Source organism: Methylobacterium sp. JK268 (assembly GCF_054052225.1).
This window is the reverse complement of record NZ_JBSVZN010000016.1, coordinates 1-19,327: the sequence shown is the minus strand read 5'-3', so window position 1 is coordinate 19,327 and position 19,327 is coordinate 1. Positions and strand designations below refer to the sequence as shown.

Below are 19,327 nucleotides of genomic sequence, written 5' to 3'. Positions count from 1 at the left end.
AGCTCCGGACCGCCTTCGGGCTCCGGCCCTTTCCCTCCCGCCCGCGCAACCCCGGCCTGCGGCAGGCCCGGCCCCCGCCGGGCGATCCGATGCTAGAAGGACGGCCCGGCGAGGCGGGGAGAGCGGTCATGGACGCGCGGGCGGGCGAGGGCGGAGCGAGCGGGGCGGCCACGCGGCCGGCCGGGCCGTCCCTCGCGGTTCTCGGCTCGTTGAGCCTGTCGCACTTCCTCAACGACCTGATCCAGTCGCTGCTGCCGGCGATCTACCCGCTGCTGAAGACGGCCTACCGTCTCGATTTCGGTCAGATCGGTCTCCTGACCCTCGCCTTCCAGCTGACCTCGTCGCTGCTCCAGCCGGTCGTGGGCCTCGCGACGGACAAGCGCCCGCAGCCCTTCTCCCTCGCCGCCGGGATGCTGCTGTCGCTCGCGGGCCTGATCCTCCTGTCGCAGGCGGCGAGCTACCCCGCCCTCCTCCTCGCCGCGTCCCTCGTCGGCACCGGCTCGGCGATCTTCCATCCGGAGGCGTCGCGGGTCGCCCGCCTCGCCTCCGGCGGGCGGTTCGGCCTCGCCCAGTCGGTGTTCCAGGTCGGCGGCAATGCCGGGACGGCGACCGGCCCCCTGCTCGCGGCCTTCATCGTCGTCCCGCACGGGCAGGGCAGCGTCGCCGTCTTCGCCGTCGCCGCGCTCGCCGGGTTCGTGGTCCTCGGCCTGGTCGGCCGCTGGTACCGGGACCGTCTCGCGGCGGGCGCGGTGCGGCGCGCACGCGGCGGCGGCGGATCGGGCACCGGGCTCTCGCGCGGCCGCATCGTCCTGACGGTGGGGATCCTGCTGGTGCTGATCTTCTCGAAGTACTTCTACATGGCGAGTCTGTCGTCGTACTTCACCTTCTACCTGCTGCACCGCTTCGGGGTGTCGGTGCAGCAGTCGCAGGTCTTCCTGTTCGTGTTCCTGGGGGCGGTGGCGGTCGGCACGGTGATCGGCGGCCCGATCGGCGACCGCTTCGGGCGCAAGGTGGTGATCTGGGGCTCGATCATCGGGGTGCTGCCCTTCACGCTCGCGCTGCCGCACGCGAACCTGTTCTGGACCGTCGTGCTCACCGTGCCGATCGGCCTGATCCTCGCCTCCGCGATGCCCGCCATCCTGGTCTACGCGCAGGAATTGCTGCCGGGCCGGGTCGGGCTGGTGGGCGGCCTGTTCTTCGGCTTCGCCTTCGGGATGGGGGGCCTGGGGGCGGCCGTGCTGGGGGAACTCGCCGATCACACCGGGATCGAGTTCGTCTACGGTCTCTGCGCCTTCCTGCCGGCGGTGGGCCTGCTCGCCGTCTTCCTGCCGCGGCTGGACGCCGGGGCCGGCCGGGTCTGACCGCCCGCGTTCCGGCGCCGGCGTGGCGGGTCGGAGCGACGGGATTCCGCCGCGCCGCCTGCGCGTCCCGGGGGGTTACTCCGCCGCGGCCGCGCGACCCAGCGACTGGACGGCCTCGAAACCCTCGAATTGCGGGTGGGTCAGGTAGAGGGGCTTGGTGCTCGGCGCGCGGCTATGCGCCTTGCGGAATTGCTCCGAGCGCGTCCACGCCTCGAAGGCCGCCCGCGATTCCCAGACCGTGTGCGAGGCGTATAGGACGTGGTCCTCCGCCTCCGGCCCGCGCAGCAGGTGGAAGGCGACGAAACCGGGCATCTCGCCGAGGTGGCTGTCCCGTCCGAGCCAGACCTCCTCGAACTCGGCCGCCGCGTCCTTGTAGACCTTGAAGCGGTTCATGGCGATGAACATGCGACAGTTCCTTGGCTGCCGAAACGGCCGGACTCGGCCGTCCCGGTGTCGATGCCGACTGAATGCGATTTCCTGCCCTCGATCAAGGCGGCCTCCGGCGCCGTCGAGCGGGTCAGGAAGGATGCGGGTGTTGCTTGTCCGGCTTCTCGGTAATCCTTTCTTCTGTATTCCTCTTGGGAAATCCTAGTTTGTGAGTGGACGCCGGTGCGGTTGCATGGCAGATCGATCGAGCGCAGCTTTGCGCTCGGCTCGGCGGCGACGCCGGTGGCGGCATCCGGTCGCGTCAAGCGGCAGCGCTGCCATGCTCGAACGCGGGATGGGATCGGTCGGACGGGTCCGATCGTTCATCGCGGTCCGGCGGGTCGTCGTGGTCGATGCGCGGAATCAGGGGCCGTGCGCGGCCGGAGGTTGCTCCGGCACCGTGCGGGAGGGGTGGGATCGCGCGGTCGGGTCCGGGGAGGACGCCGCATCCGGCGCGGGTATAGATCAGAGTGTCGAGACACATGCCCAAGCAGACAACCGAGGTCGATCGCCTCGTCGGGATCCGCATCACCGCTTTGCGCAAGGCGAAGGGCCTGAGCCAGACCGCCCTCGGCAACGCGGTCGGAGTCACGTTCCAGCAGGTCCAGAAATACGAGAAGGGGCAGAACCGCGTCGGGGCGGGACGGCTGCGGGAGATCGCCCGGCTGCTCGAAGTGCCGGTCTCGGCGTTCTTCGAGGATCCGAACGACGGCCAGAGCCGCGACGAGAACGTGTTCGGCTTCCTGAGCACCCAGGGGGCGATCGACGTCCTGCGCGCCTACGTCCAGATCGAGGACGACCAGCTCCGTCGCGAGGTGCTGGCGATCGTCCGCTCCGCCGCGCGCCTGAGCCGGCCCGCGACCCATGCGAACGGCAGCGCGGAGTGATCGGGGATCCGGGTCGGAGCCGTTCGCGAACCGCCGCACCCGCGCGGGCCTGAGGTCCCCGGGGACGGCCGTCCCGGATCGGCGCTACCGGGGTCCGATCAGGTGGAAGAAGCTGCCGCTGACGCGGCCCGCGCGGTGCCCCGCGAGCCCGAGCGGCCTCCCCTCCCCGTCCGTGATCCTGGCGAGCGCCGCATCGGCGTCCGGCGCCGCGGTGACCTCGCTCGCGTAGTGGAACTCGTGGCCGACCACGATGCGGCTGGCCGGCCCGAGGGGGCCGTCGGCGAGCAGCGTGGCGATGCGGTAGCCGAGGTGGAGCTTGCGCCGGGCGTAGGAGGTGGCGACCGGCAGCAGCCCCGCCATGGCGTGGCGCCCGCCCTCCGCATCCTCCAGCCCCTCGCCCAGCACCATGTAGCCGCCGCACTCGCCGTGGACCGGCCGGTCGCGGGCGAAGGCCCGCAGCCCGTTCAGGAAGGTGCGCGCCGCGGCGAGGCGGCCGGCCTGCAGTTCCGGATAGCCGCCCGGCAGCCAGCAGGCGTCGCAACCCTTCGGTGGCGGCTCGTCGGCGAGCGGCGAGAACGGAACCAGTTCGGCTCCGGCCGCCCGCCAGCCGGCCACCATGTGCGGGTAGACGAAGGAGAAGGCGGCGTCGCGCGCGAGCGCGACGCGCTGGCCGGGCGGCTTCGGCCAAGCGGCGGGGGACGCGCCGGGGACGCGTCCTGCCGCCGCGGCGCAGAGCGCGTCGAGGTCGAGGGCACGCTCCGCCAGGTCCGCGAGGCGGTCGAGGCGCGCCGCGAGGTCGCCGGTCTCCTCCGCCTGCACGAGGCCGAGATGGCGTTCGGGCAGCGCCAGGGCCGCGTCGCGCGCCAGGGCGCCGAGCACCCGGAGCCCCGCCCGGGCGAGCCCGGCCTCGACGAGGCGGCGGTGGCGGTCGCTCGCCACCTTGTTGAGGATCACGCCCGCCACCGCGAGGCGCGGGTCGAACAGGCGGCAGCCGAGCGCCACCGCCGCCGCCGATTGCGCCGCCCCGGACACGTCGAGGACCAGCACCACCGGCCATCCGTAGCGCGCGGCGATGTCGGCATTGGCGCCGCTGCGCCCCTCCTCGGCCACGACCCCGTCGAACAGGCCCATCGACCCCTCCGCGATCAGGATCTCGGCCCCCTCGCCGGCCCGGCCCGCCACGGCGTCGAGCAGCGGCCCGTCCATGGCGAAGCTGTCGAGGTTGAAGCTCGGCCGCCCGGTGGCGGCGGCGTGGAAGGCCGGGTCGATGTAGTCCGGCCCGCACTTGGCGCCCGCCACCGCGACGCCGCGCCGGGCGAGCGCCCGCAGGATCGCCAGCGTCACCGTGGTCTTGCCCGACCCCGACCGGGGGGCGGCGATGAGCAGGCCGCGGGCGGCGGGATGATTCACGGGCAACCTCTCCGGCACGCCGATTTTCCCGGCGCGGAGCGGGATGATACCACGCGCCATGGACGAGACCCGACCGAGCGGCCCCCTCCGGCGCGGCTGGACCACGGGCGCCTGCGCGGCCGCGGCCGCGAAGGCGGCCTACGCGGCGCTGCGGGGCGGCGCCTTCCCGGATCCGGTCGAGATCCCGCTTCCCGGGGGCCTGCGCCCCGCCTTCGCGCTGGCGGTGAGCGAGCGGCTGGCGGAGGGCGCACAGGCCGGGATCGTCAAGGATGCGGGCGACGACCCGGACGTCACCCACGGCGTGCTCGTCCTCGCCACTGTGACGCGGGGCGCGCGGGGCACGGGCGTGGTCTTCCGCGCCGGTCCCGGCGTCGGCACCGTGACGCGGCCCGGCCTGCCCCTGCCGGTCGGCGAGCCCGCCATCAACCCGATGCCGCGCCGCATGATCCTCGCTGCGCTCGCCGAGATCGACGCCGACACGCCCCTCCCCGACGTGGTGGTGGAGATCGCGATCCCCGGCGGCGCCGAGATCGCGCGCAAGACCCTGAACCCGCGGCTCGGCATCCTCGGGGGGCTCTCGGTGCTCGGCACGACCGGGGTGGTGGTGCCCTATTCCTGCGCCGCTTGGATCGACACGATCCACCGCGGCATCGACGTGGCCCGGGCGAGCGGGCTCGGCCACGTGGCCGGCGCCACGGGGGCGACCTCCGAGGCCGCCGTGCAGCGCCTGCACGGGCTCGCGCCGGAAGCGCTGATCGACATGGGGGACTTCGCGGGCGGGATGCTGAAGTACCTGCGCCGCCACCCGGTGCCGCGCGTGACCGTGGCCGGAGGCATCGCCAAGATGACGAAGCTCGGCCAGGGGCTCCTCGACCTCCATTCCCGGGCCGGGCCGGTCGACCTGGCGTGGCTCGCCGAGCGCTTGCGGGAGGCGGGGGGCGACGCGGCCCTCGCCGCGCGGGCGGCGGGCGCCAACACGGCCCTGGAGGTGCTGCGCCTCGCCGCGGCCGAGGATCTCCCGCTCGGCGATGTCGTGGCGCGGCATGCCTGGGCGAGTGCGGTCGCGCCCCTGCGCGGCGCCGGCATCGATCTCGAAGTGATCGTGTTCGACCGCGACGGCGGCCTGGTCGGGCGGGCGCCCTTCGCACGGGCCTGAGCGAGGCCGGCTGCCCGCAGCGCGGGTGAGACGTGGGGTCGCCGGCTTGCAACGGGCGACGCATTCACCAGCATCCCCGGCTTTCGACAGTCGAATTCGCCACGCGGCGGATTTACGCAGGCCGGCGCCGTCGATCGTCCGTGCCCGCATCAGTCGTCCGGTGGCAGCGGGCGGGTGGAGACTTGCCCGTCACTGTCCTTTACGGGGGCGGCCGCGTCGGTGAACAGGTTCCGCTCGCCGCACGGATTGCCGGGCGCGCGCCGGGCGGCGCATGATTGCCGAAAGCGCGAGCCGTCCGGCCGACGGGGGCGCGCGCCGACAGGAGCACGTCCCGGTCGATGATCACCTACGCGGTCGGCGATATCCACGGCTGCTACGACGGCCTCCGGCTGGTCCTCGACCGCATCGGGGAGCATGCGCAGGGCACTCCTCGCCGCGTCGTTCTGCTGGGGGACTACGTGAATATCGGACCCGATTCAAAGAAGGTCCTGGACCACCTGATCGAGCACCCGGTGCTGCTGGCGCTGCGGGGCAATCACGACGTGATGCTGGTCGCCGCGGCGGACGGGAATCCCGGCTCCGCCTGGAACCTGGAGTATCACGGCGGCGCCGAGACGCTGAGAAGCTTCGGCGTCGCGCGTGCGAGCGAGATCCCGTCGAGCTACATCGAGTTCATCCGCCGCGGCCTGTTGCGCTACGTCGAGGATGAGCATCGCATCTTCGTCCACGCATCGATCCAGCCCGATGTGGCGGAAACGGCACAGCAGGACGACGTGACGATGTTGTGGGCGAGAACTCCATTCGCGCCACAGCAACATCAATTCGCAAAGTACATCGTTCATGGTCACTGGCCGCAGGCGGACGGCCTTCCGGAGATACTGCCACATCGCTGCAATCTCGATAGCTTTGGGTGCACAACTGGAGTTTTCACTTGTGGCGTCTTCGATGAGACGCAGCCAGATCCGATCGATATCATACAGATCAGATAGCGGGATAACTCAGATCCAGGCTATACAAGTTGTGCGCCGCCGTATCTCCTCGCCAGTCAATGTCGTATTTATGTAGGAATTATGATGAGTGATTCATTCTGCAGTTTGGATTTATTTTTTGGGTTAAAAAATGATAACTTTTGAGTTATAGGCAGATCGTGTCGGTGCTTTGAAGCCACTCATTCCGATAGTGATCAGCTAACGGCGCGGCCGGTGGACGCGATTGATTGTCCGAGTTCTGGTTCTGGTGTCGTTCGATACAAGATCATAGAGTGCGCCCGCGACCGGGATGGCGATGAATCGAGCCTTGGATCGCGCACGAGGAGAGGGCCGGATGGCGTGGATGCCGATCAGGCAGCTGTTGGGGCAGACGGCAGGGTCGCGGGAGGCGCCCCCGGCGCGGGACCTGTCGCAGGCCCAGGGCCCGCCGCGCCCGCCCGCCCCGCCGCCCCGGACGGAGGCGCCGCCCCCGCCGAAGCCCTCGTCCGCCTTCGACGCCATCGGGCAGCGCAACGAGACCGTGCGCGTGCGCATCAGTCAGATGATGGAGCGGCTCGACGACCTGAAGAGCCTGCAGGACGATTTCTCGCTGATCCTCGAACCGCTCGCCGACCTCGCGGACGAGCTGCCTAAGGCGAAGATCCGCATCGCGGAACTGGAGGTGCTCCTGCTGCGCGAGCAGGAGCAGGCGGGCGCCATGCGCCGCGAGATGACCGAACTCGCCGGCCGCGCGGCGACGAGCACCAACGAACTCACGGCGGCGCATGTGGAGCTGCAGCGCGTGGAGGCGCAGCTGCGGGAGCGCGACGCGGAGAACGACGAGCTGCGTTTGCGCATCCGCGACCGCGCCGTGACGGCGGAGAACCTGGAGCGCCAGCTCTTCGCCGAGACCGAGCAGGTGCGGGCGCTGACCGGGGAGAATAAGTCGCTGCGCGTCGAGGCGCAGGCCGCCGACCAGGCCCTCACCCGGGCCGAGCGCGAACTCACCGAGGTGAGCGAGCGGCTCAACCTCTCCGAGCAGGACGCCCGCCGCTTGCAGAACCTGGTCGAGGACCAGGCGATGCGGCTCGCCGAGGCGGAGGCCCGCGGGGGCGACCTCACCCAGCAGGTGGAGGGCCTGCGCAACCGGAACCGGGACCTGGAGACGCAGCTCGCGGCCGAGACGACCGCCCGCGAACGGACGGAGGGGCAGTTCGAGGCCGAACTCGCGGCCACCCGGGCCGATCGCGCCAACCTCGCCATGAAGCTCGACGCGGCGCTCGGCCGCGCCGGCAGCCTGGAGCAGCTCCTGGCTCAGGCGCGCAACCAGCTGCGGGAGCGCGAGGAGAGTGGACGGACGATCGAGCGCGGCCTCAAGGAGGCCTCGATCGAGAAGACGACGCTGGAACGTCGACTGGAAGGGCTCCAGGCCGAGCTGCAGCGTCAGACCGAGCGCCTCACCGACCTTCAGCGCGTCCGCAGCGAGGCCGATGCGCGCGCCGACATGCTGGCGAAGGCGCTCGCCGCCAAGGAGGCCGCCCTCGACCAGGCGCAGACGCGGGCCGCGTCCCTGGCCGACCGCCTCGACCAGCTCGGGCGGCGGCACGAGGCGGACAAGGCCGAACTCCAGGCTGCCAATCGCCGCCTGATCGAGGAGCTCCAGGCTGAGCGCTCCGAGCGGGCGCTCGCGCAGGGGGCGCTCGATATCGCGCGCGAGACCCGCACGACGCTCCAGAAGCAGCACGAGGCGCTCAAGCGCGCGGTCCGCAACCTGCATGGCGCCGAGGCGGTGGCCCTCGCCGGCCTGCCGGGCCAGGAGGCGCGGCCCGAGCGCGCGGAGGAGAGCAACGTCAGGCTCTTCACGCCGCCGGAGCGCGAGGGCTGACGCATCACGCGAAGGACGAAACGGGACGGGAGGCGCTCCGATGGAGCCGATGCACATGACCCATATGGACGACATGCCGGAGCCGGCCCTCCCCAAGGTGGGCACCCGCGAGGCCGAGCTCGCGGCCTCGAAGCGCGGCAACGTCTCCTATTTCCCGGAACCGCCGCGGCCCGGCGACCCGCAATCGTCCCGGGACTTTTCGTCGGCCATCGACCTCATCAAGGAGGCGAGCGAAGCGATCCGGATGGCGGAGGAGCGGGCGGCGGAACTCGATCAGCAGGTCGAGCAGCTCACGACCCGCTCGACCGAGCAGATCAAGGCGCTCGAACTGCAGATCACGACGCTGGAGCGCCGCCTTGCCAAGTCCGACGAGCGGGCGCGCGCGGCGGAGGCTCGGGCGAGCGAAGCCGAATCCTGGTTGTCGCGTCTGCACGACACCATCACCACGAGCTTCCGCCGGCCGCCCCTCGCGTCGGAGATCGGACGGGAGGAATCATGACGGGCGCGGCCGACCCCGTCCGCCGCGGATGGCGCGCGGCGACCGGTCCGGTTCCGCCGGACGGCGCGGGACGCCGCCCGGCCGGGCGACGATCCGATCCAGGGCGGGGCGGTGGCTCCGGCAGGCCCCGCCGGGGAATCGCCTCGATCGTGTGGTGGTCCTGCTCCCCGCGGGGAGAATCGCAGGGGAGCGGACGGGCGTGAAGACGGAAGAGACGATCCAGGTGTTCGAGGAGCGCGCGGAATCCGTCCGTATGCTGATCGCCTCGAAGACGCGTGAGAGCGCCAGCTTCCTGCAGGCGGTGACGAAGCCGACGGTCCCGGACGCCTCGCCCCTGCTCGCCCGGCGGTTCGGCAGCGACGAGTGGTCGTCGCTGATCGACCGCATCCAGGCGACGTCGGAATACATCCACGAGGTCGAGACGGCTCGCCAGCAGCAGGAGATGCAGGCGCGGGAGATCTTCGACCGAATGAAGGGGGAGATCGCGGCCGCCACCGCCCGCGCCCTCGCGGCGGAGCGGCAGCTGCAGGAGGTGCAGCTGCGCGCGAACACGACCATCAAGGGACTGCAGGAGCAGCTCGCCGCGGCCGAGGAGCGGGCGAGCGAGGCGGAGGAGTGGCTCACCCGCATCTCCGAGGTCGTCCGGTCGACCTTCCGCGATCCGTGAGACGGGTGCGACGAGGGGCCGGCCTCGGCCGGACTCATCCCCCGGAATCCGGACTCCGCGGCCGGAAGCGGCGATCGTAGCCCGCCGCGTAGAGGGCGCTCTCGCGGAAATCGCCCGCGCCGAGCGCCCGGCCGACCAGGATCAGTGCCGTGCGCTCCAGCCCCGCCGCGGCGACTTGCGCGGCGATATCGGCGAGCGTTCCGCGCAGGATCCGCTCGTCTGGCCAGGAGGCGCGGAAGACCACGGCGGCGGGGCAATCCGCCCCGTAATGGGGGACGAGCGTCGCCGCCACCCCATCGATGACATGGATCGAGAGGTGGATCGCCAGCGTAGCTCCGGTCCGTGCGAAGGCGTCGAGGCGCTCGGCCTCCGGCATGGCGGAGGCGCGGCCGCTCGTGCGCGTCAGCACCACCGTCTGCGCCACCTCCGGCACGGTCAGTTCCCGGCCGAGGGCGGCCGCGGCGGCCGCGAAAGCCGGGACGCCGGGAGTGAGCGTGGACGGGATGCCCAGCGCGTCGAGGCGTCGGATCTGCTCGGCCACGGCGCTGTAGACCGAGAGGTCGCCCGAATGCAGCCGCGCGACGTCCTGGCCCGCCGCGTGTGCGGCCCGCATCTCGGCTAGGATCGCGTCGAGGTCGAGGGGCGCCGTGTCGACGCGGCGCGTGCCCGGTGGGCACCAGGACAGGATCTCGGGCGCGACGATCGAGCCGGCATACAGGCAGACCGGGCAGCGTGCGATCAGGTCTCGGCCCCGCACCGTGATGAGGTCGGGCGCCCCCGGACCCGCGCCGATGAAGTGGATGGTCACGCGGGGTCTCCCGTGGCGGCGAGCGCGCAGGTCGCGCCCGGGCTGGCGATGCGGGAGAGCAGGAGGCGCCCCTCCGGCCCCACGGCGGCCAGTGCCGCCGCCTCGGCGAGCGAGCCGACGCCGCGCAGCGTCGCGATCCGCGCCGAATGCGTGACGGCCCGCCGGCCCGCCTCCCGGAGATCCGCGACCGTGATCCCGATCACCGGGACGCCGAGCGACGCGGCGGCCTCAAGCAGGGCGTCGTCGCCGGCCCGGTCCTCGGCGGTGGCGAGGGCGGCGAGCCGGGTCGCCGGCAGGTCGGCGCGGCCGAGCGCGTCCCGGACGAGGGCCGCGATCTCGTCGGGCCCGGTCGCGTGCCGGAACCCGACGCCCGCGACGACCGGCCGCCGGTCGCGCGCCGCCGCAGCATCACCCGCATCGGCGTCCGGCGCGGGCGCTTCCGCCCGCGGATCGGGCACGCCGCGCAGGATCAGGCCGGCCGGGACCGTCCGAGCGGGGCACGGCCCGACCCTCACGGCTTCGTCACCGCCCATTGCGTGACCGGCATCGCCGGTCGCCAGCCGCGCAGTGCCCCGACGGGCTCCGCGCGGGCGATCGCGATCCGCCGCAGCGTGCCGCCCAGGCGGTGATGGGCCGCGATCAGGGCCGCCTCGCCCTCGAGCGTCACCGCGTTGGCGACGAGCCGTCCCCCGGACGACAGCGCCTCCCACACGGCCGGCAGGAGGTCCGGCTCCGAGACGCCGCCTCCCAGGAAGGCGGCGTCCGGCGTCGGCAGGCCGGTGAGGCACCCGGGCGCGCGGCCCCGCACCACCGCGAGGTCCGGTACGCCGAGGGCGCGGGCGTTGCGGCCGATCCGCTCCGCCCTGTCCTCCCGCGCCTCGATGGCGAGCGCCCGGTTGGCCGGGTGCCGCAGGCACCACTCGATGGCGACCGAGCCCGAACCGGCCCCCACGTCCCAGAGCCGCTGACCCGGATGCGGGCGGAGCGCCGCCAGGGTGATCGCCCGGACCTCGGCCTTGGTGATCTGCCCGTCGGTCTCGAACCACGATTCGTCGAGGCCCGGCGCCAGCGGGATCGCCCGCGCCTCCGGGCCCGCCACGATGTCGACCGCCACGGTGTTGAGCGGGTCGATGTCGGTCTCGGCGAAGCCGGCGGCCGGCCCGGCGCGGCGCCGCTCGCGGGGGCCGCCCATGGCTTCCAGCACCGTCAGGCGCGACTCCGGAAAGCCGCGCTCGACCAGCAGGGCGGCGAGGCGGGCCGGCGTCGTCCCGTCCCAGGACAGGACGAGGAGCCGCGCCCCCGGCTGCAGGTGCGGGACCACGCGCTCGAAGGCGCGGCCATGCAGGGTGAGGCAGGCGCAGTCGTTCACTGGCCAGCCGAGCCGTGCCGCCGCGAGGCTGAAGGCGGAGGGAAGCGGGTGGCAGGTCATCTCGGCGGCGGGCACCAGCTGGGCGAGATCCGCCCCGACGCCGTAATGGAAGGGATCGCCACTGGCGAGCACGCAGGTCGGGCGGCCCCTTCGGGCCAGGATCGCCGGATAGGCGTCCTGCATCGGGCTCGGCCAGGCGAGGGTCTCGGCGGCGAGCGGCCCGGCGAGCGCGAGGTGCCGCCGCCCGCCGACCACGAGGCCGGCGCCGTCGAGGGCGCGGCGCGCCGCCGGCGACAATCCCGCCCTGCCATCCTCGCCGATTCCCACGATCGCGAGCCAGGGCGCCGGGATCGACAGGGCCGCCGCCTCAGGAGAGAAGGCGTCCATGCGCATCCTCCTTCTCGGCGGCACCACGGAGGCGACAGCCCTCGCCCGGCGCCTCGCCGGTGATCCGGGCCTCCGCCCCACCCTGTCCCTCGCCGGCCGCACCGCGTCGCCCGCCGCCGCGCCGATCCCGACGCGCATCGGGGGCTTCGGCGGCGCGCAGGGGCTCGCCGCCTGGTTGCAGGCGGAGGGCGTGGAGGCGGTCGTCGACGCGACGCATCCCTTCGCGCGAGTGATCTCCCGCAACGCCGCCGCGGCCTGTGCCGCAACCGGGGTGTCGCTCCTCGGGCTGCGTCGGCCGCCCTGGACACCGGTTCCGGGCGACCGTTGGCGCGAGGTCGACAGCGTCGCCGAGGCGGTGCCCGCCCTCGGCGCCGCGCCGCGCCGCGTGTTCCTGACGGTGGGACGGCTCGAACTCGCCGCCTTCGCGGCGGCGCCGCACCACGCCTATCTGGTCCGCACCATCGAGCCCGTGGGCGACGCCCTGCCGGTGCCCGACCTCACGGCGATCGCGGCGCGCGGCCCCTTCGCCGAACCGGACGAGCGCGCCCTGATGGCGGCGCACCGCGTCGAGATCCTGGTGACGAAGAATTCCGGTGGGGAGGCCACCCACGGCAAGATCGCGGCGGCGCGCGCCCTCGGCCTGCCGGTGGTGATCATCCGGCAGCCGCCCCGGCCCGCGACCGAGGCGGTGGAGACACCCGACGCGGCCCTCGCGTGGCTGCGGGCTCATCGGCCTGCCTCCACCCGGCGGGGCGTGTAGACGAAGGGGGCGCCGCCCTCCCGGGGCACGAGCCGCGTCGCCGAGGCGCCGATGATGACCAGCGTCGCCATGTCGGCCGGGGCCGCGCGGGCCTCGGCGAGGGGCAGGATGCGCACGGCCTCGTCGGGCCGCCCGACCGCGCGGGCCAGGATGACGGGCGTCTCTGCGGCGCGGTGCTCCGCGGCGAGCCCGAGGGCCGCCCCGAGCTGCCACGGGCGGGCCCGCGAGATCGGGTTGTAGAGGGCGACGACGAGATCGGCCCGCAGCACCGCCTCCAGCCGCGCGGTGATGACCTCCCAGGGTTTCAGGTTGTCCGAGAGCGAGAGGGCGCAGAAATCGCCACCGAGCGGCGCGCCGACCCGGGACGCCGCCGCGAGCATGGCGGTGATGCCGGGTTCGACCGTGATCGGCAGGGCGCGCCAGGACGCCTCGCCGCCCTCCAGCGCCTCGAAGACGGCCGCCGCCATGGCGAAGACACCCGGATCCCCGCCCGACACCACGGCCACCCGGCGTCCGGCCGCGGCGAGCGCGAGGGCGTGCCGCGCCCGCTCCACCTCCACGCGGTTGTCGGAGGCGTGCCGCACCAGGCCCGGCCGCTCGGGCACGCGGTCGAGATAGGGGCCGTAGCCGATCAGATCCTCGGCCTGATCGAGCGCCGCCCGCGCGGCGGGGGTCAGGTAGCGTGGATCGCCGGGGCCGAGGCCGACGACGCAGACGGACCCGGACGGGCCGCGGGTCATGGCCGCCGGCCCTCGCCCGGGATCAGCACCATCGAGAAATAGGGCGCCGCGTCGTCGGGCTTCTCGGCGAGGGGCAGGATGCGCTCGCCCGCCATGGTCCCGCGCTCGACGTAGACGGCGCGGCCGAGGAGCCCGGCCTCCGACAGGGCGGCGCGGACCTTGGGCAGGTGGCGGCCGAGCTTCATGATCACCGCCGCGTCCGTCTCGGCGAGGCGCTGCGCCAGCACGGCGCCGGGCAGCGTCGCGGGCAGCACCGTCAGGACGTCGTCGCCCCAGGTGATCGGCGTGCCGGCCCGGGTCCAGCACCCGGACATGCCGGTCACGCCCGGCACCACCTCGACCGGGAACCGGTCCTTGAGGCGCCGCCAGAGATGCATGAAGGAGCCGTAGAAGAACGGATCGCCCTCCGACAGGATCGCCACGTCGCGGCCCGCCCCGAGCTCCCGCGCCATCTCGGCCGCGGCCTCGTCGTAGAAGCGCGCCAGCGCCGTCACGTAGGCGGGGTCCTCCGGCGGCAGCTCGGTCGTGTACGGATAGGCGAGCGCCCATTCGCGGGCGGGGTCGCGCACCACCGCGTCGGCGATGGTGCGGGCATTCCCGCGCCGGCCCGCCTTGCAGAAATGCACGAGGTGGTGGGCGTGCTCCAGCACCCGCACGGCGCGAACCGTCAGGTAGTCCGGATCGCCCGGGCCCATCCCGACGCCGTAGAGCGTGCCGGTGACGCGCGTGACCGGCCTCTCCCCGGCGCAGCCGGGCTCCGCGGCCAGTGCCGTCAGCGCGTCCATCACTCGGCCTCGCTCGCGAGCGCGTTCACCGCCGCGGCCGCCATGGCGCTGCCGCCGCGCCGTCCGCGGACGATCAGGAACGGCACCCGTCCGTCCGCCGCCAGGGCCTCCTTCGATTCCGCCGCGCCGACGAAACCCACCGGCACGCCGATCACCGCGGCGGGCGGCGCCACCCCCTCGTCGAGGAGTTCGAGCAGCCGGAACAGGGCGGTCGGCGCGTTGCCCACCGCCACCACGGCGCCCGGCAGGCGCGCACGCCACAATTCCATCGCGGCCGCGGTGCGGGTCGTGCCGAGTTCCGCCGCGAGGCCGGGCACGCGCGGATCCGCGAGCGTGCAGACCACCTCGTTGCCGGCGGGCAGCCGGGCGCGCGTCACGCCGTCCGCCACCATCCGGGCGTCGCACAGGATCGGCGCGCCCGCCCGCAGGGCCGCCTCCCCGGCCTCGGCGAAGCTGGGCGAGGCCTCCACGTCCGCCGGCAGGTCGGTCATGCCGCAGGCGTGGATCATCCGCACGACCACCCGCTCGGCCGCGCCGCGGAACCGCGACAGGTCGGATTCGGCCCGGATGATCGCGAAGGAGCGCGCGTAGATCGCGGCGCCGTCGCGAATATAGTCGAGGCGCGTGCTCATGCGGGCTCCCGGAAGGCTTCGATCAGGTCGGTGTCGGTCCGGGCGCTGTTTAGCCGCTCAAGCACCACCTCGAAAGGGAGCGTCCGGACGGTCTCATTGCCCGCGTGTCCCGCGAGCACCACCCCGTAGCGCCCATCAGGCTGCCCGACCAGGGTGAGGTCGGCGGGCGCCGGATGCGCGCAGCCCTTCGCGCAGCCCGAGACGTGGACCCGGACGCCGCGCCGCGCGAGGTCCGGGCAGCGCGCGGCGAGCCGGGCCGCGTCGGCCTGTGCCGCCGTGCCGCCCGAGGCGCAGGCCGGCGCGCCCGGGCAGGCCGCGACGGCGCGGCGCGGGTCGTGCGGGTCGAGGATCAGGCCGAGGACGGCGGCCTCGCGGCGCAGGCGACCGGCCCGTTCGGCGTCGGGCGCGACCAGCATCGCGCCGCGCCACGAGCCCGGCCGCAGCATCCCGTCGCCGTCGCGCGCAGCGGCGGCAGCGAGGCGCAGGAGAGTCTCGGCATCGCAGCGGCCGAAGGGGAACTCGGCCAAAAGGGCGATGCGGCCATCGGAGAGCGGATGGAGGCCCGGGGTGGGCGGCGGGGGATCGTCCGCCGGCTTTTCGCCTGCGACGAGGCCAGCCTGCGCGAGGAGGGCGTCGCGCGTTTCGGGCGCCAGTGCCCGCAGGCGGCGAGCGCCGCTGCGCGCGAAACCCGAGAGGATCGTGGCGAGCGCATCATCGAGGCTTTGGACGGGGATCGGCCGGGTCCAGAGCGGCCCGTCCGCCGTGGCGATGGCAAGCGCGTAGTCGCCGGGAGACTCCACCACGGAGCCACCGGCGTCCGGCGACAGGATGAGGCGCGGGATCCCCTCTCCCGAGTGGGAGAGGGGTAGGGGTGAGGGTGGCTCGGGTTCAGCAGAAAGCCCGGACCGTGCCGCCGGCAGCTCAACCGCCGGCGTCCAATCCTGATGCCGAGCCACCCTCACCCCTACTCCTCTCCCACCCGGGAGAGGGGGTCCCCCGCCTTCCTTGGAAGCAACAGTGTCTTCGGGAGGTCGAAGCCCGGATCCCTCGCCGAACGGCCACGTTTCAAACGCCGAAAGATCCGCCCGCGTCTCCCCCTCGATGCGCCGGATCCAGAGATCCGCCTCGACCGGCCCGATCCCGCACCCCGCCGCCTCCACGGCCACCAGCGCCTTCGCCGGCAGCGCGGCGACGGCGAGACCCACCCTCTCCACCGTCGCGATCAGCGCCGCCAGCCCGGCATCGAGCCCGGCCAGCGGCGAGGCGAGCGTCAGCCGCTGCGGCCCGCCATCCGGCCGCCGGTCGCCGAGCCCCGCCGCGTCGAGCTGCGCCGCCAGCCGGGCATGCGTCGCCGCCGTGACGCCGCGCAGCTGCAGGTTTCCCCGCGCCGTCACGTCGATCTGCCCGTTGCCGAAGGCCCGCGCCCCCGCGGCGATCGCCTGCGCCTGCGCGGCCGTCAGCACACCCGCCGCGGGGTGGACGCGCACCAGCAACCCGTCGCCGGTCGGCATCGGCCGGGCGACACCGGGGCACCAGCCGCGGCGGGGCGCCGGGTTCATTCCGCCGCCTCCCGGGTCCCGTCCGTACGCGCGTCCAGCGCCGCCAGCGAGTTGCGCCGGCTCCGCCACAATCCGCGCCGCCGCAGGTCCTCGAACCGGTCGAGGAGCGCCCGCGCCACTGCCGGGTTCGCCGCCTCGATCCGCTCGAAGGTCCCGACATCGCCGACCCAGACGCCGTAGAGCCGGTCGAGATCCGCGTCGCTCACCGCGTCGGTCGTCGCGGCCAGCACGAAGAGGGCGTCGAGGCCCTGCGCCAGCTCCTGGGCGCCCCGCCAGCCGTGCCGCAGTTGCGCCGCGATCCAGCGCGGATGCGCGAGGCGTCCGCGCACCAGCCGCGCCACGTCCTCGGTCGCCGTGCGCGCCCGCGGCGCCTCCGGCCGGCTGACATCCAGGCTGTAGAGGGCGGGCGAGGCGCCCGCGAGATCCGCCGCCGCCGCGAAGCCGCCCATCGCGTCCGCCGCCGCGTCGCCGTCGAGAAGGTCGCGCTCGGCGACGTCGAAGGCGTGGAGGTAGGCGTCGGCCCGCGCCACCAGCGCCGCGAAATCCTCCGTCTCCGGCCCGGCCGCCTGCGCGGTCGCAGCCAGGTAGGTGCGGCCGAGTTCCGCCCGGTCCGTCCAGGCGCCGTCGAGGGCGAGGCCCGCCGCGCCGGCGCCGTAGCGGCCCGGTGCCGCCCCGAATACCCGTGCCACCGCATCGCCCCGGCGTCGGGCCGCCGCCAGGGGATTGTCCGCGTCCTCCTCCTCGCGCGCCGCCACCGCGCGCGTCGCCCGGTCGATGAGCGCGAGCGTCTCCGGGAAGGTGTCGCGGAAGGCGCCCGAGACCCGCACCGCCACATCGATCCGCGGCCGGTCGAGGAGTGCGAGCGGCAGCACCTCGAAGCCGGTCACCCGGGTCGAGGCGTGGTCCCAGGTCGGCCGCACGCCCATCAGCGCGAGCGCATGCGCTACGTCTTCGCCGCCGGTGCGCAGGGTCGGCGAGGCCCAGAGGTCCATGACGATCCGGGCCGGATACTCGCCCTCGTCCTGAAGGTAGCGCCGCACCACCTCGGCCGCCGCCTTCTCGCCGAGCAGCACCGCCGCCCGGGTCGGCAGTGCGCGTGGGTCGAGGGTGGTGAGGTTGCGCCCGGTCGGCAGAACGTCGCGCCGGCCCCGCGAGGGCGAACCCGCCGGCCCCGGGGGCACGAAACGCCCGTCGAGGGCGGCGAGCAGCCCGGCGCGCTCGCCCGCGGCACAGGCCGCGTAGCCCTCGGGCGCCTGCCCGAAGACGTGCAGCCCGTCGCGGATCGTGACCTCCGCGAGGTCGCACAGATGCGCGTCGAGGGCTGTGAGGGCCTCCTCCATCGGCGTGTCGCGGTCGATGCCGGCGGGGGCGAGCAGTCCCGCCTCCTCCGCCCGCTCCAGGATCCCGCGGGCGATCAACCCGGCCCGCCGCGGGTGGAGGACGGTCGCGGCGGCGTATTCCTCGACGAGGTCGCGGAGCGCGGCGGCGTCCGGGTCGAGTCCTGCCGCCGCGGTCTCCGGCGTGAGGTGCCCGATCGTCACCGCGCCGAGCCGGCGCTTGGCCGGCGCGGCCTCGCCGGGATCATCGACGATGAAGGGGTAGATCACCGGCAGCGGACCGATTGCGAGCGCCGGCCAGCACAGGGTCGAGGGCGCGACCGCCTTGCCGGGCAGCCACTCCGTGGTGCCGTGCGTGCCGAGATGGATCAGCGCGTCCGCCTCGGCCCGCAAGCCGAGATGGAAGGCGAGGTAGGCGTGCGTCGGCACCGCGTCGGGGTCGTGGTAGCCGGCCTTGCGGGCACCCGCATCGCCGGCCGCCCGGCCGCGGTCGGGCTGCAGCGCGACCATCACCTGCCCGACGCGCGCGGCGCGAAAGTGGAAAGCGGCGTCGCGCAGGGCCGGATCCGCCTCCGGCGCGCCCCAGGCCGCCGCGAGCGCATCGCGCGCTGCCCGGGGCAGCCGGTCGTGCCAGACCCGGTAGGCGGCAAGGGACACCGCGAAGCCGGGCACGTCCTCGGTGAGGCGCCGCATCAACACCTCGGGCGCCGGGCGCGGGCCGATCCCGTAGCCCTCTGCCGCCAGGAGGTCGAGGATGGTGACCGCGCTCGCGGGAGTGTCGAGCCCGACGGCGTAGCCCGCCCGCCCACCGCGGACGGGATAATCGGAGAGGACGAGGGCGAGGCGGCGCTCCGCCCGCGGCAGGCGGCCGAGCCTGACCCAGGCGGCGGCCCGGGCCGCCACGGCGGCGCAGCCGGCGAAATCGGGCACCGCCCGGCGCTCGGCGAAGCCGTCGATCTCGGGCAGCGCCTCCTTGAAGGCGATCGGGAAGCCGGAGAGCCGCCCGTCGAATTCCGGCAGCGCGACCTGCATGGCGAGGTCCGCCGCCCCGAGCCCGCGGGACGACGCGGCCCAGGCGGCCCGCGGCGCCCCGACCGTGACGGCCTGGATGACCGGACAGCCGGCGGCGTCGAGGACGAAGCCCGCATCCTCCCGCGCCGAGAAGGCGGTGGCCGCCACGATCACGGCGGGGTTCTGCGCGGCGACGACTTCGCGCAGGGCGGCGACGGCTTCCGGATCCTTCAGGCTCGACACCGCGACGATCACCGGGGCGAGCCCCCGCGCGTGCAGGGCCGCCGCGAGCGCCGTCGCGGGCGCCGTGTCGCCGCCGAGGATCGCCGAGCGGTAGACGAGGACGAGGGCGACGGCGGGAGCGATGCACGGGTGACCCTCTCCCCCCTGCTGGCTTGCGGACGTCCATATCGGATCGGGTGCATGCCCTTTCCCCGCGTGCGGGGAGAGGGTCGAGCCCCCCTTGCCGGGGGCGAGACGAGGCGGCGCACCGATCGCGCAGCGATCGGCCCGAAGGTGAGGGGGCGCTTCCGAAGGAGCCACATCCGGAACCGCCCCCTTGTATCTGGAAGCCGGCCCTTTTGGATGATGTGATGAGGGCTGCGCGGGGACCGGCGGCCGCCGGTCCCCGCGCGTGGCGGACGGCTCCCGCGCCCCCTCTGGCTGCAACCGCTGGTGAG

General features: G+C 74.1%; 18 protein-coding genes. 8 read left to right on the top strand and 10 right to left on the bottom strand.

Annotated features, from left to right (window positions below):
* The first annotated feature begins 128 nt into the window (after positions 1–128).
* Complete coding sequence (locus ACW9J6_RS18530; protein WP_457117976.1) at positions 129–1,361, top strand: MFS transporter; 1,233 nt, start codon at positions 129–131, stop codon at positions 1,359–1,361.
* 75 nt (positions 1,362–1,436) lie between these two features.
* Here ACW9J6_RS18530 and ACW9J6_RS18525 read toward each other — a convergent pair whose 3' ends face one another.
* Positions 1,437–1,766: an antibiotic biosynthesis monooxygenase family protein gene (locus tag ACW9J6_RS18525; RefSeq protein WP_457117975.1), complete on the bottom strand. Its 330-nt coding sequence runs from the start codon at positions 1,764–1,766 to the stop codon at positions 1,437–1,439.
* 503 nt (positions 1,767–2,269) lie between these two features.
* Here ACW9J6_RS18525 and ACW9J6_RS18520 point away from each other — a divergent pair.
* The gene (locus ACW9J6_RS18520; RefSeq protein WP_457117974.1) at positions 2,270–2,674 is read left to right on the top strand and encodes a helix-turn-helix domain-containing protein; all 405 of its coding nucleotides are present in this window, start codon (positions 2,270–2,272) and stop codon (positions 2,672–2,674) included.
* Between the two features lie 84 nt (positions 2,675–2,758).
* Here ACW9J6_RS18520 and ACW9J6_RS18515 read toward each other — a convergent pair whose 3' ends face one another.
* Positions 2,759–4,084, bottom strand: coding sequence for a cobyrinate a,c-diamide synthase (locus tag ACW9J6_RS18515; protein WP_457117973.1), 1,326 nt, complete (start codon positions 4,082–4,084; stop codon positions 2,759–2,761).
* A gap of 58 nt (positions 4,085–4,142) precedes the next feature.
* Here ACW9J6_RS18515 and ACW9J6_RS18510 point away from each other — a divergent pair, with 58 nt between their 5' ends.
* The 5 genes from ACW9J6_RS18510 (at position 4,143) to ACW9J6_RS18490 (ending at position 9,259) form a co-directional block, all read left to right on the top strand.
* Positions 4,143–5,240 carry a cobalt-precorrin-5B (C(1))-methyltransferase gene (locus tag ACW9J6_RS18510; RefSeq protein ID WP_457117972.1) on the top strand — a complete coding sequence of 366 codons (1,098 nt, stop codon included), beginning with the start codon at positions 4,143–4,145 and terminating at the stop codon, positions 5,238–5,240.
* A gap of 338 nt (positions 5,241–5,578) precedes the next feature.
* On the top strand, positions 5,579–6,229 hold the full coding sequence (locus tag ACW9J6_RS18505) for a metallophosphoesterase family protein (protein WP_457117971.1): 651 nt from the start codon (positions 5,579–5,581) through the stop codon (positions 6,227–6,229).
* A 343-nt stretch (positions 6,230–6,572) separates the two neighbouring features.
* Entirely contained in the window at positions 6,573–8,093 is a 1,521-nt protein-coding gene (locus tag ACW9J6_RS18500) for a chromosome partitioning protein ParA (protein ID WP_457117970.1), read from the top strand.
* Positions 8,094–8,133: 40 nt separating this feature from the next.
* Positions 8,134–8,592, top strand: coding sequence for a hypothetical protein (locus ACW9J6_RS18495; protein ID WP_457117969.1), 459 nt, complete (start codon positions 8,134–8,136; stop codon positions 8,590–8,592).
* A 199-nt stretch (positions 8,593–8,791) separates the two neighbouring features.
* On the top strand, positions 8,792–9,259 hold the full coding sequence (locus ACW9J6_RS18490; protein WP_457117968.1) for a hypothetical protein: 468 nt from the start codon (positions 8,792–8,794) through the stop codon (positions 9,257–9,259).
* A 34-nt stretch (positions 9,260–9,293) separates the two neighbouring features.
* Here the strand turns inward: ACW9J6_RS18490 and cobM are convergent, their stop codons facing one another.
* Genes cobM through cbiE form a run of 3 tightly spaced genes read right to left on the bottom strand, consistent with a single transcriptional unit; the run spans position 9,294 to position 11,823 of the window.
* Positions 9,294–10,067 (bottom strand): precorrin-4 C(11)-methyltransferase, encoded by a 774-nt coding sequence (gene cobM, locus ACW9J6_RS18485; protein WP_457117967.1) that lies wholly within the window; start codon positions 10,065–10,067, stop codon positions 9,294–9,296.
* Complete coding sequence (locus ACW9J6_RS18480) at positions 10,064–10,582, bottom strand: cobalamin biosynthesis protein (RefSeq protein ID WP_457117966.1); 519 nt, start codon at positions 10,580–10,582, stop codon at positions 10,064–10,066. Before ACW9J6_RS18480 ends, cobM begins: the two co-directional genes overlap by 4 nt.
* Complete coding sequence (gene cbiE, locus ACW9J6_RS18475; protein ID WP_457117965.1) at positions 10,579–11,823, bottom strand: precorrin-6y C5,15-methyltransferase (decarboxylating) subunit CbiE; 1,245 nt, start codon at positions 11,821–11,823, stop codon at positions 10,579–10,581. Before cbiE ends, ACW9J6_RS18480 begins: the two co-directional genes overlap by 4 nt.
* On the opposite strand from cbiE, the gene ACW9J6_RS18470 reads away from it, so the two are divergent.
* Positions 11,822–12,583, top strand: coding sequence for a cobalt-precorrin-6A reductase (locus ACW9J6_RS18470; protein ID WP_457117964.1), 762 nt, complete (start codon positions 11,822–11,824; stop codon positions 12,581–12,583). The two genes, cbiE and ACW9J6_RS18470, sit on opposite strands and share 2 nt — an antisense overlap.
* On the opposite strand, the gene cobJ is transcribed toward ACW9J6_RS18470, so the two are convergent.
* From cobJ to cobN, 5 genes are read right to left on the bottom strand one after another with little or no spacing between them, the layout of a single operon-like run.
* Entirely contained in the window at positions 12,550–13,323 is a 774-nt protein-coding gene (gene cobJ, locus ACW9J6_RS18465; protein ID WP_457117963.1) for a precorrin-3B C(17)-methyltransferase, read from the bottom strand. The genes ACW9J6_RS18470 and cobJ overlap by 34 nt on opposite strands.
* Positions 13,320–14,108 carry a precorrin-2 C(20)-methyltransferase gene (locus ACW9J6_RS18460; RefSeq protein WP_457117962.1) on the bottom strand — a complete coding sequence of 263 codons (789 nt, stop codon included), beginning with the start codon at positions 14,106–14,108 and terminating at the stop codon, positions 13,320–13,322. The genes cobJ and ACW9J6_RS18460 overlap by 4 nt, the downstream gene beginning before the upstream one ends.
* Positions 14,108–14,740 (bottom strand): precorrin-8X methylmutase, encoded by a 633-nt coding sequence (locus ACW9J6_RS18455; protein ID WP_457117961.1) that lies wholly within the window; start codon positions 14,738–14,740, stop codon positions 14,108–14,110. The genes ACW9J6_RS18460 and ACW9J6_RS18455 overlap by 1 nt, the downstream gene beginning before the upstream one ends.
* A complete protein-coding gene (locus ACW9J6_RS18450; protein WP_457117960.1) occupies positions 14,737–16,299 on the bottom strand; it encodes a nitrite reductase in 1,563 nt (520 codons plus the stop codon). The genes ACW9J6_RS18455 and ACW9J6_RS18450 overlap by 4 nt, the downstream gene beginning before the upstream one ends.
* Positions 16,296–19,190 carry a cobaltochelatase subunit CobN gene (cobN, locus tag ACW9J6_RS18445; protein ID WP_457117959.1) on the bottom strand — a complete coding sequence of 965 codons (2,895 nt, stop codon included), beginning with the start codon at positions 19,188–19,190 and terminating at the stop codon, positions 16,296–16,298. Before cobN ends, ACW9J6_RS18450 begins: the two co-directional genes overlap by 4 nt.
* Positions 19,191–19,327 lie beyond the last annotated feature (137 nt).

Bases quoted from the DNA above. Each gene is read 5' to 3' on its own strand.
- ACW9J6_RS18530 (WP_457117976.1), top strand. From the start codon at position 129: ATGGACGCGCGGGCGGGCGAGGGCGGAGCGAGCGGGGCGGCCACGCGG.
- ACW9J6_RS18525 (WP_457117975.1), bottom strand. From the start codon at position 1,766: ATGTTCATCGCCATGAACCGCTTCAAGGTCTACAAGGACGCGGCGGCC.
- ACW9J6_RS18520 (WP_457117974.1), top strand. From the start codon at position 2,270: ATGCCCAAGCAGACAACCGAGGTCGATCGCCTCGTCGGGATCCGCATC.
- ACW9J6_RS18510 (WP_457117972.1), top strand. From the start codon at position 4,143: ATGGACGAGACCCGACCGAGCGGCCCCCTCCGGCGCGGCTGGACCACG.
- ACW9J6_RS18505 (WP_457117971.1), top strand. From the start codon at position 5,579: ATGATCACCTACGCGGTCGGCGATATCCACGGCTGCTACGACGGCCTC.
- ACW9J6_RS18500 (WP_457117970.1), top strand. From the start codon at position 6,573: ATGCCGATCAGGCAGCTGTTGGGGCAGACGGCAGGGTCGCGGGAGGCG.
- ACW9J6_RS18495 (WP_457117969.1), top strand. From the start codon at position 8,134: ATGGAGCCGATGCACATGACCCATATGGACGACATGCCGGAGCCGGCC.
- ACW9J6_RS18470 (WP_457117964.1), top strand. From the start codon at position 11,822: ATGCGCATCCTCCTTCTCGGCGGCACCACGGAGGCGACAGCCCTCGCC.
- cbiE (WP_457117965.1), bottom strand. From the start codon at position 11,823: ATGGACGCCTTCTCTCCTGAGGCGGCGGCCCTGTCGATCCCGGCGCCC.
- cobJ (WP_457117963.1), bottom strand. From the start codon at position 13,323: ATGACCCGCGGCCCGTCCGGGTCCGTCTGCGTCGTCGGCCTCGGCCCC.
- ACW9J6_RS18460 (WP_457117962.1), bottom strand. From the start codon at position 14,108: ATGGACGCGCTGACGGCACTGGCCGCGGAGCCCGGCTGCGCCGGGGAG.
- ACW9J6_RS18455 (WP_457117961.1), bottom strand. From the start codon at position 14,740: ATGAGCACGCGCCTCGACTATATTCGCGACGGCGCCGCGATCTACGCG.
- ACW9J6_RS18450 (WP_457117960.1), bottom strand. From the start codon at position 16,299: ATGAACCCGGCGCCCCGCCGCGGCTGGTGCCCCGGTGTCGCCCGGCCG.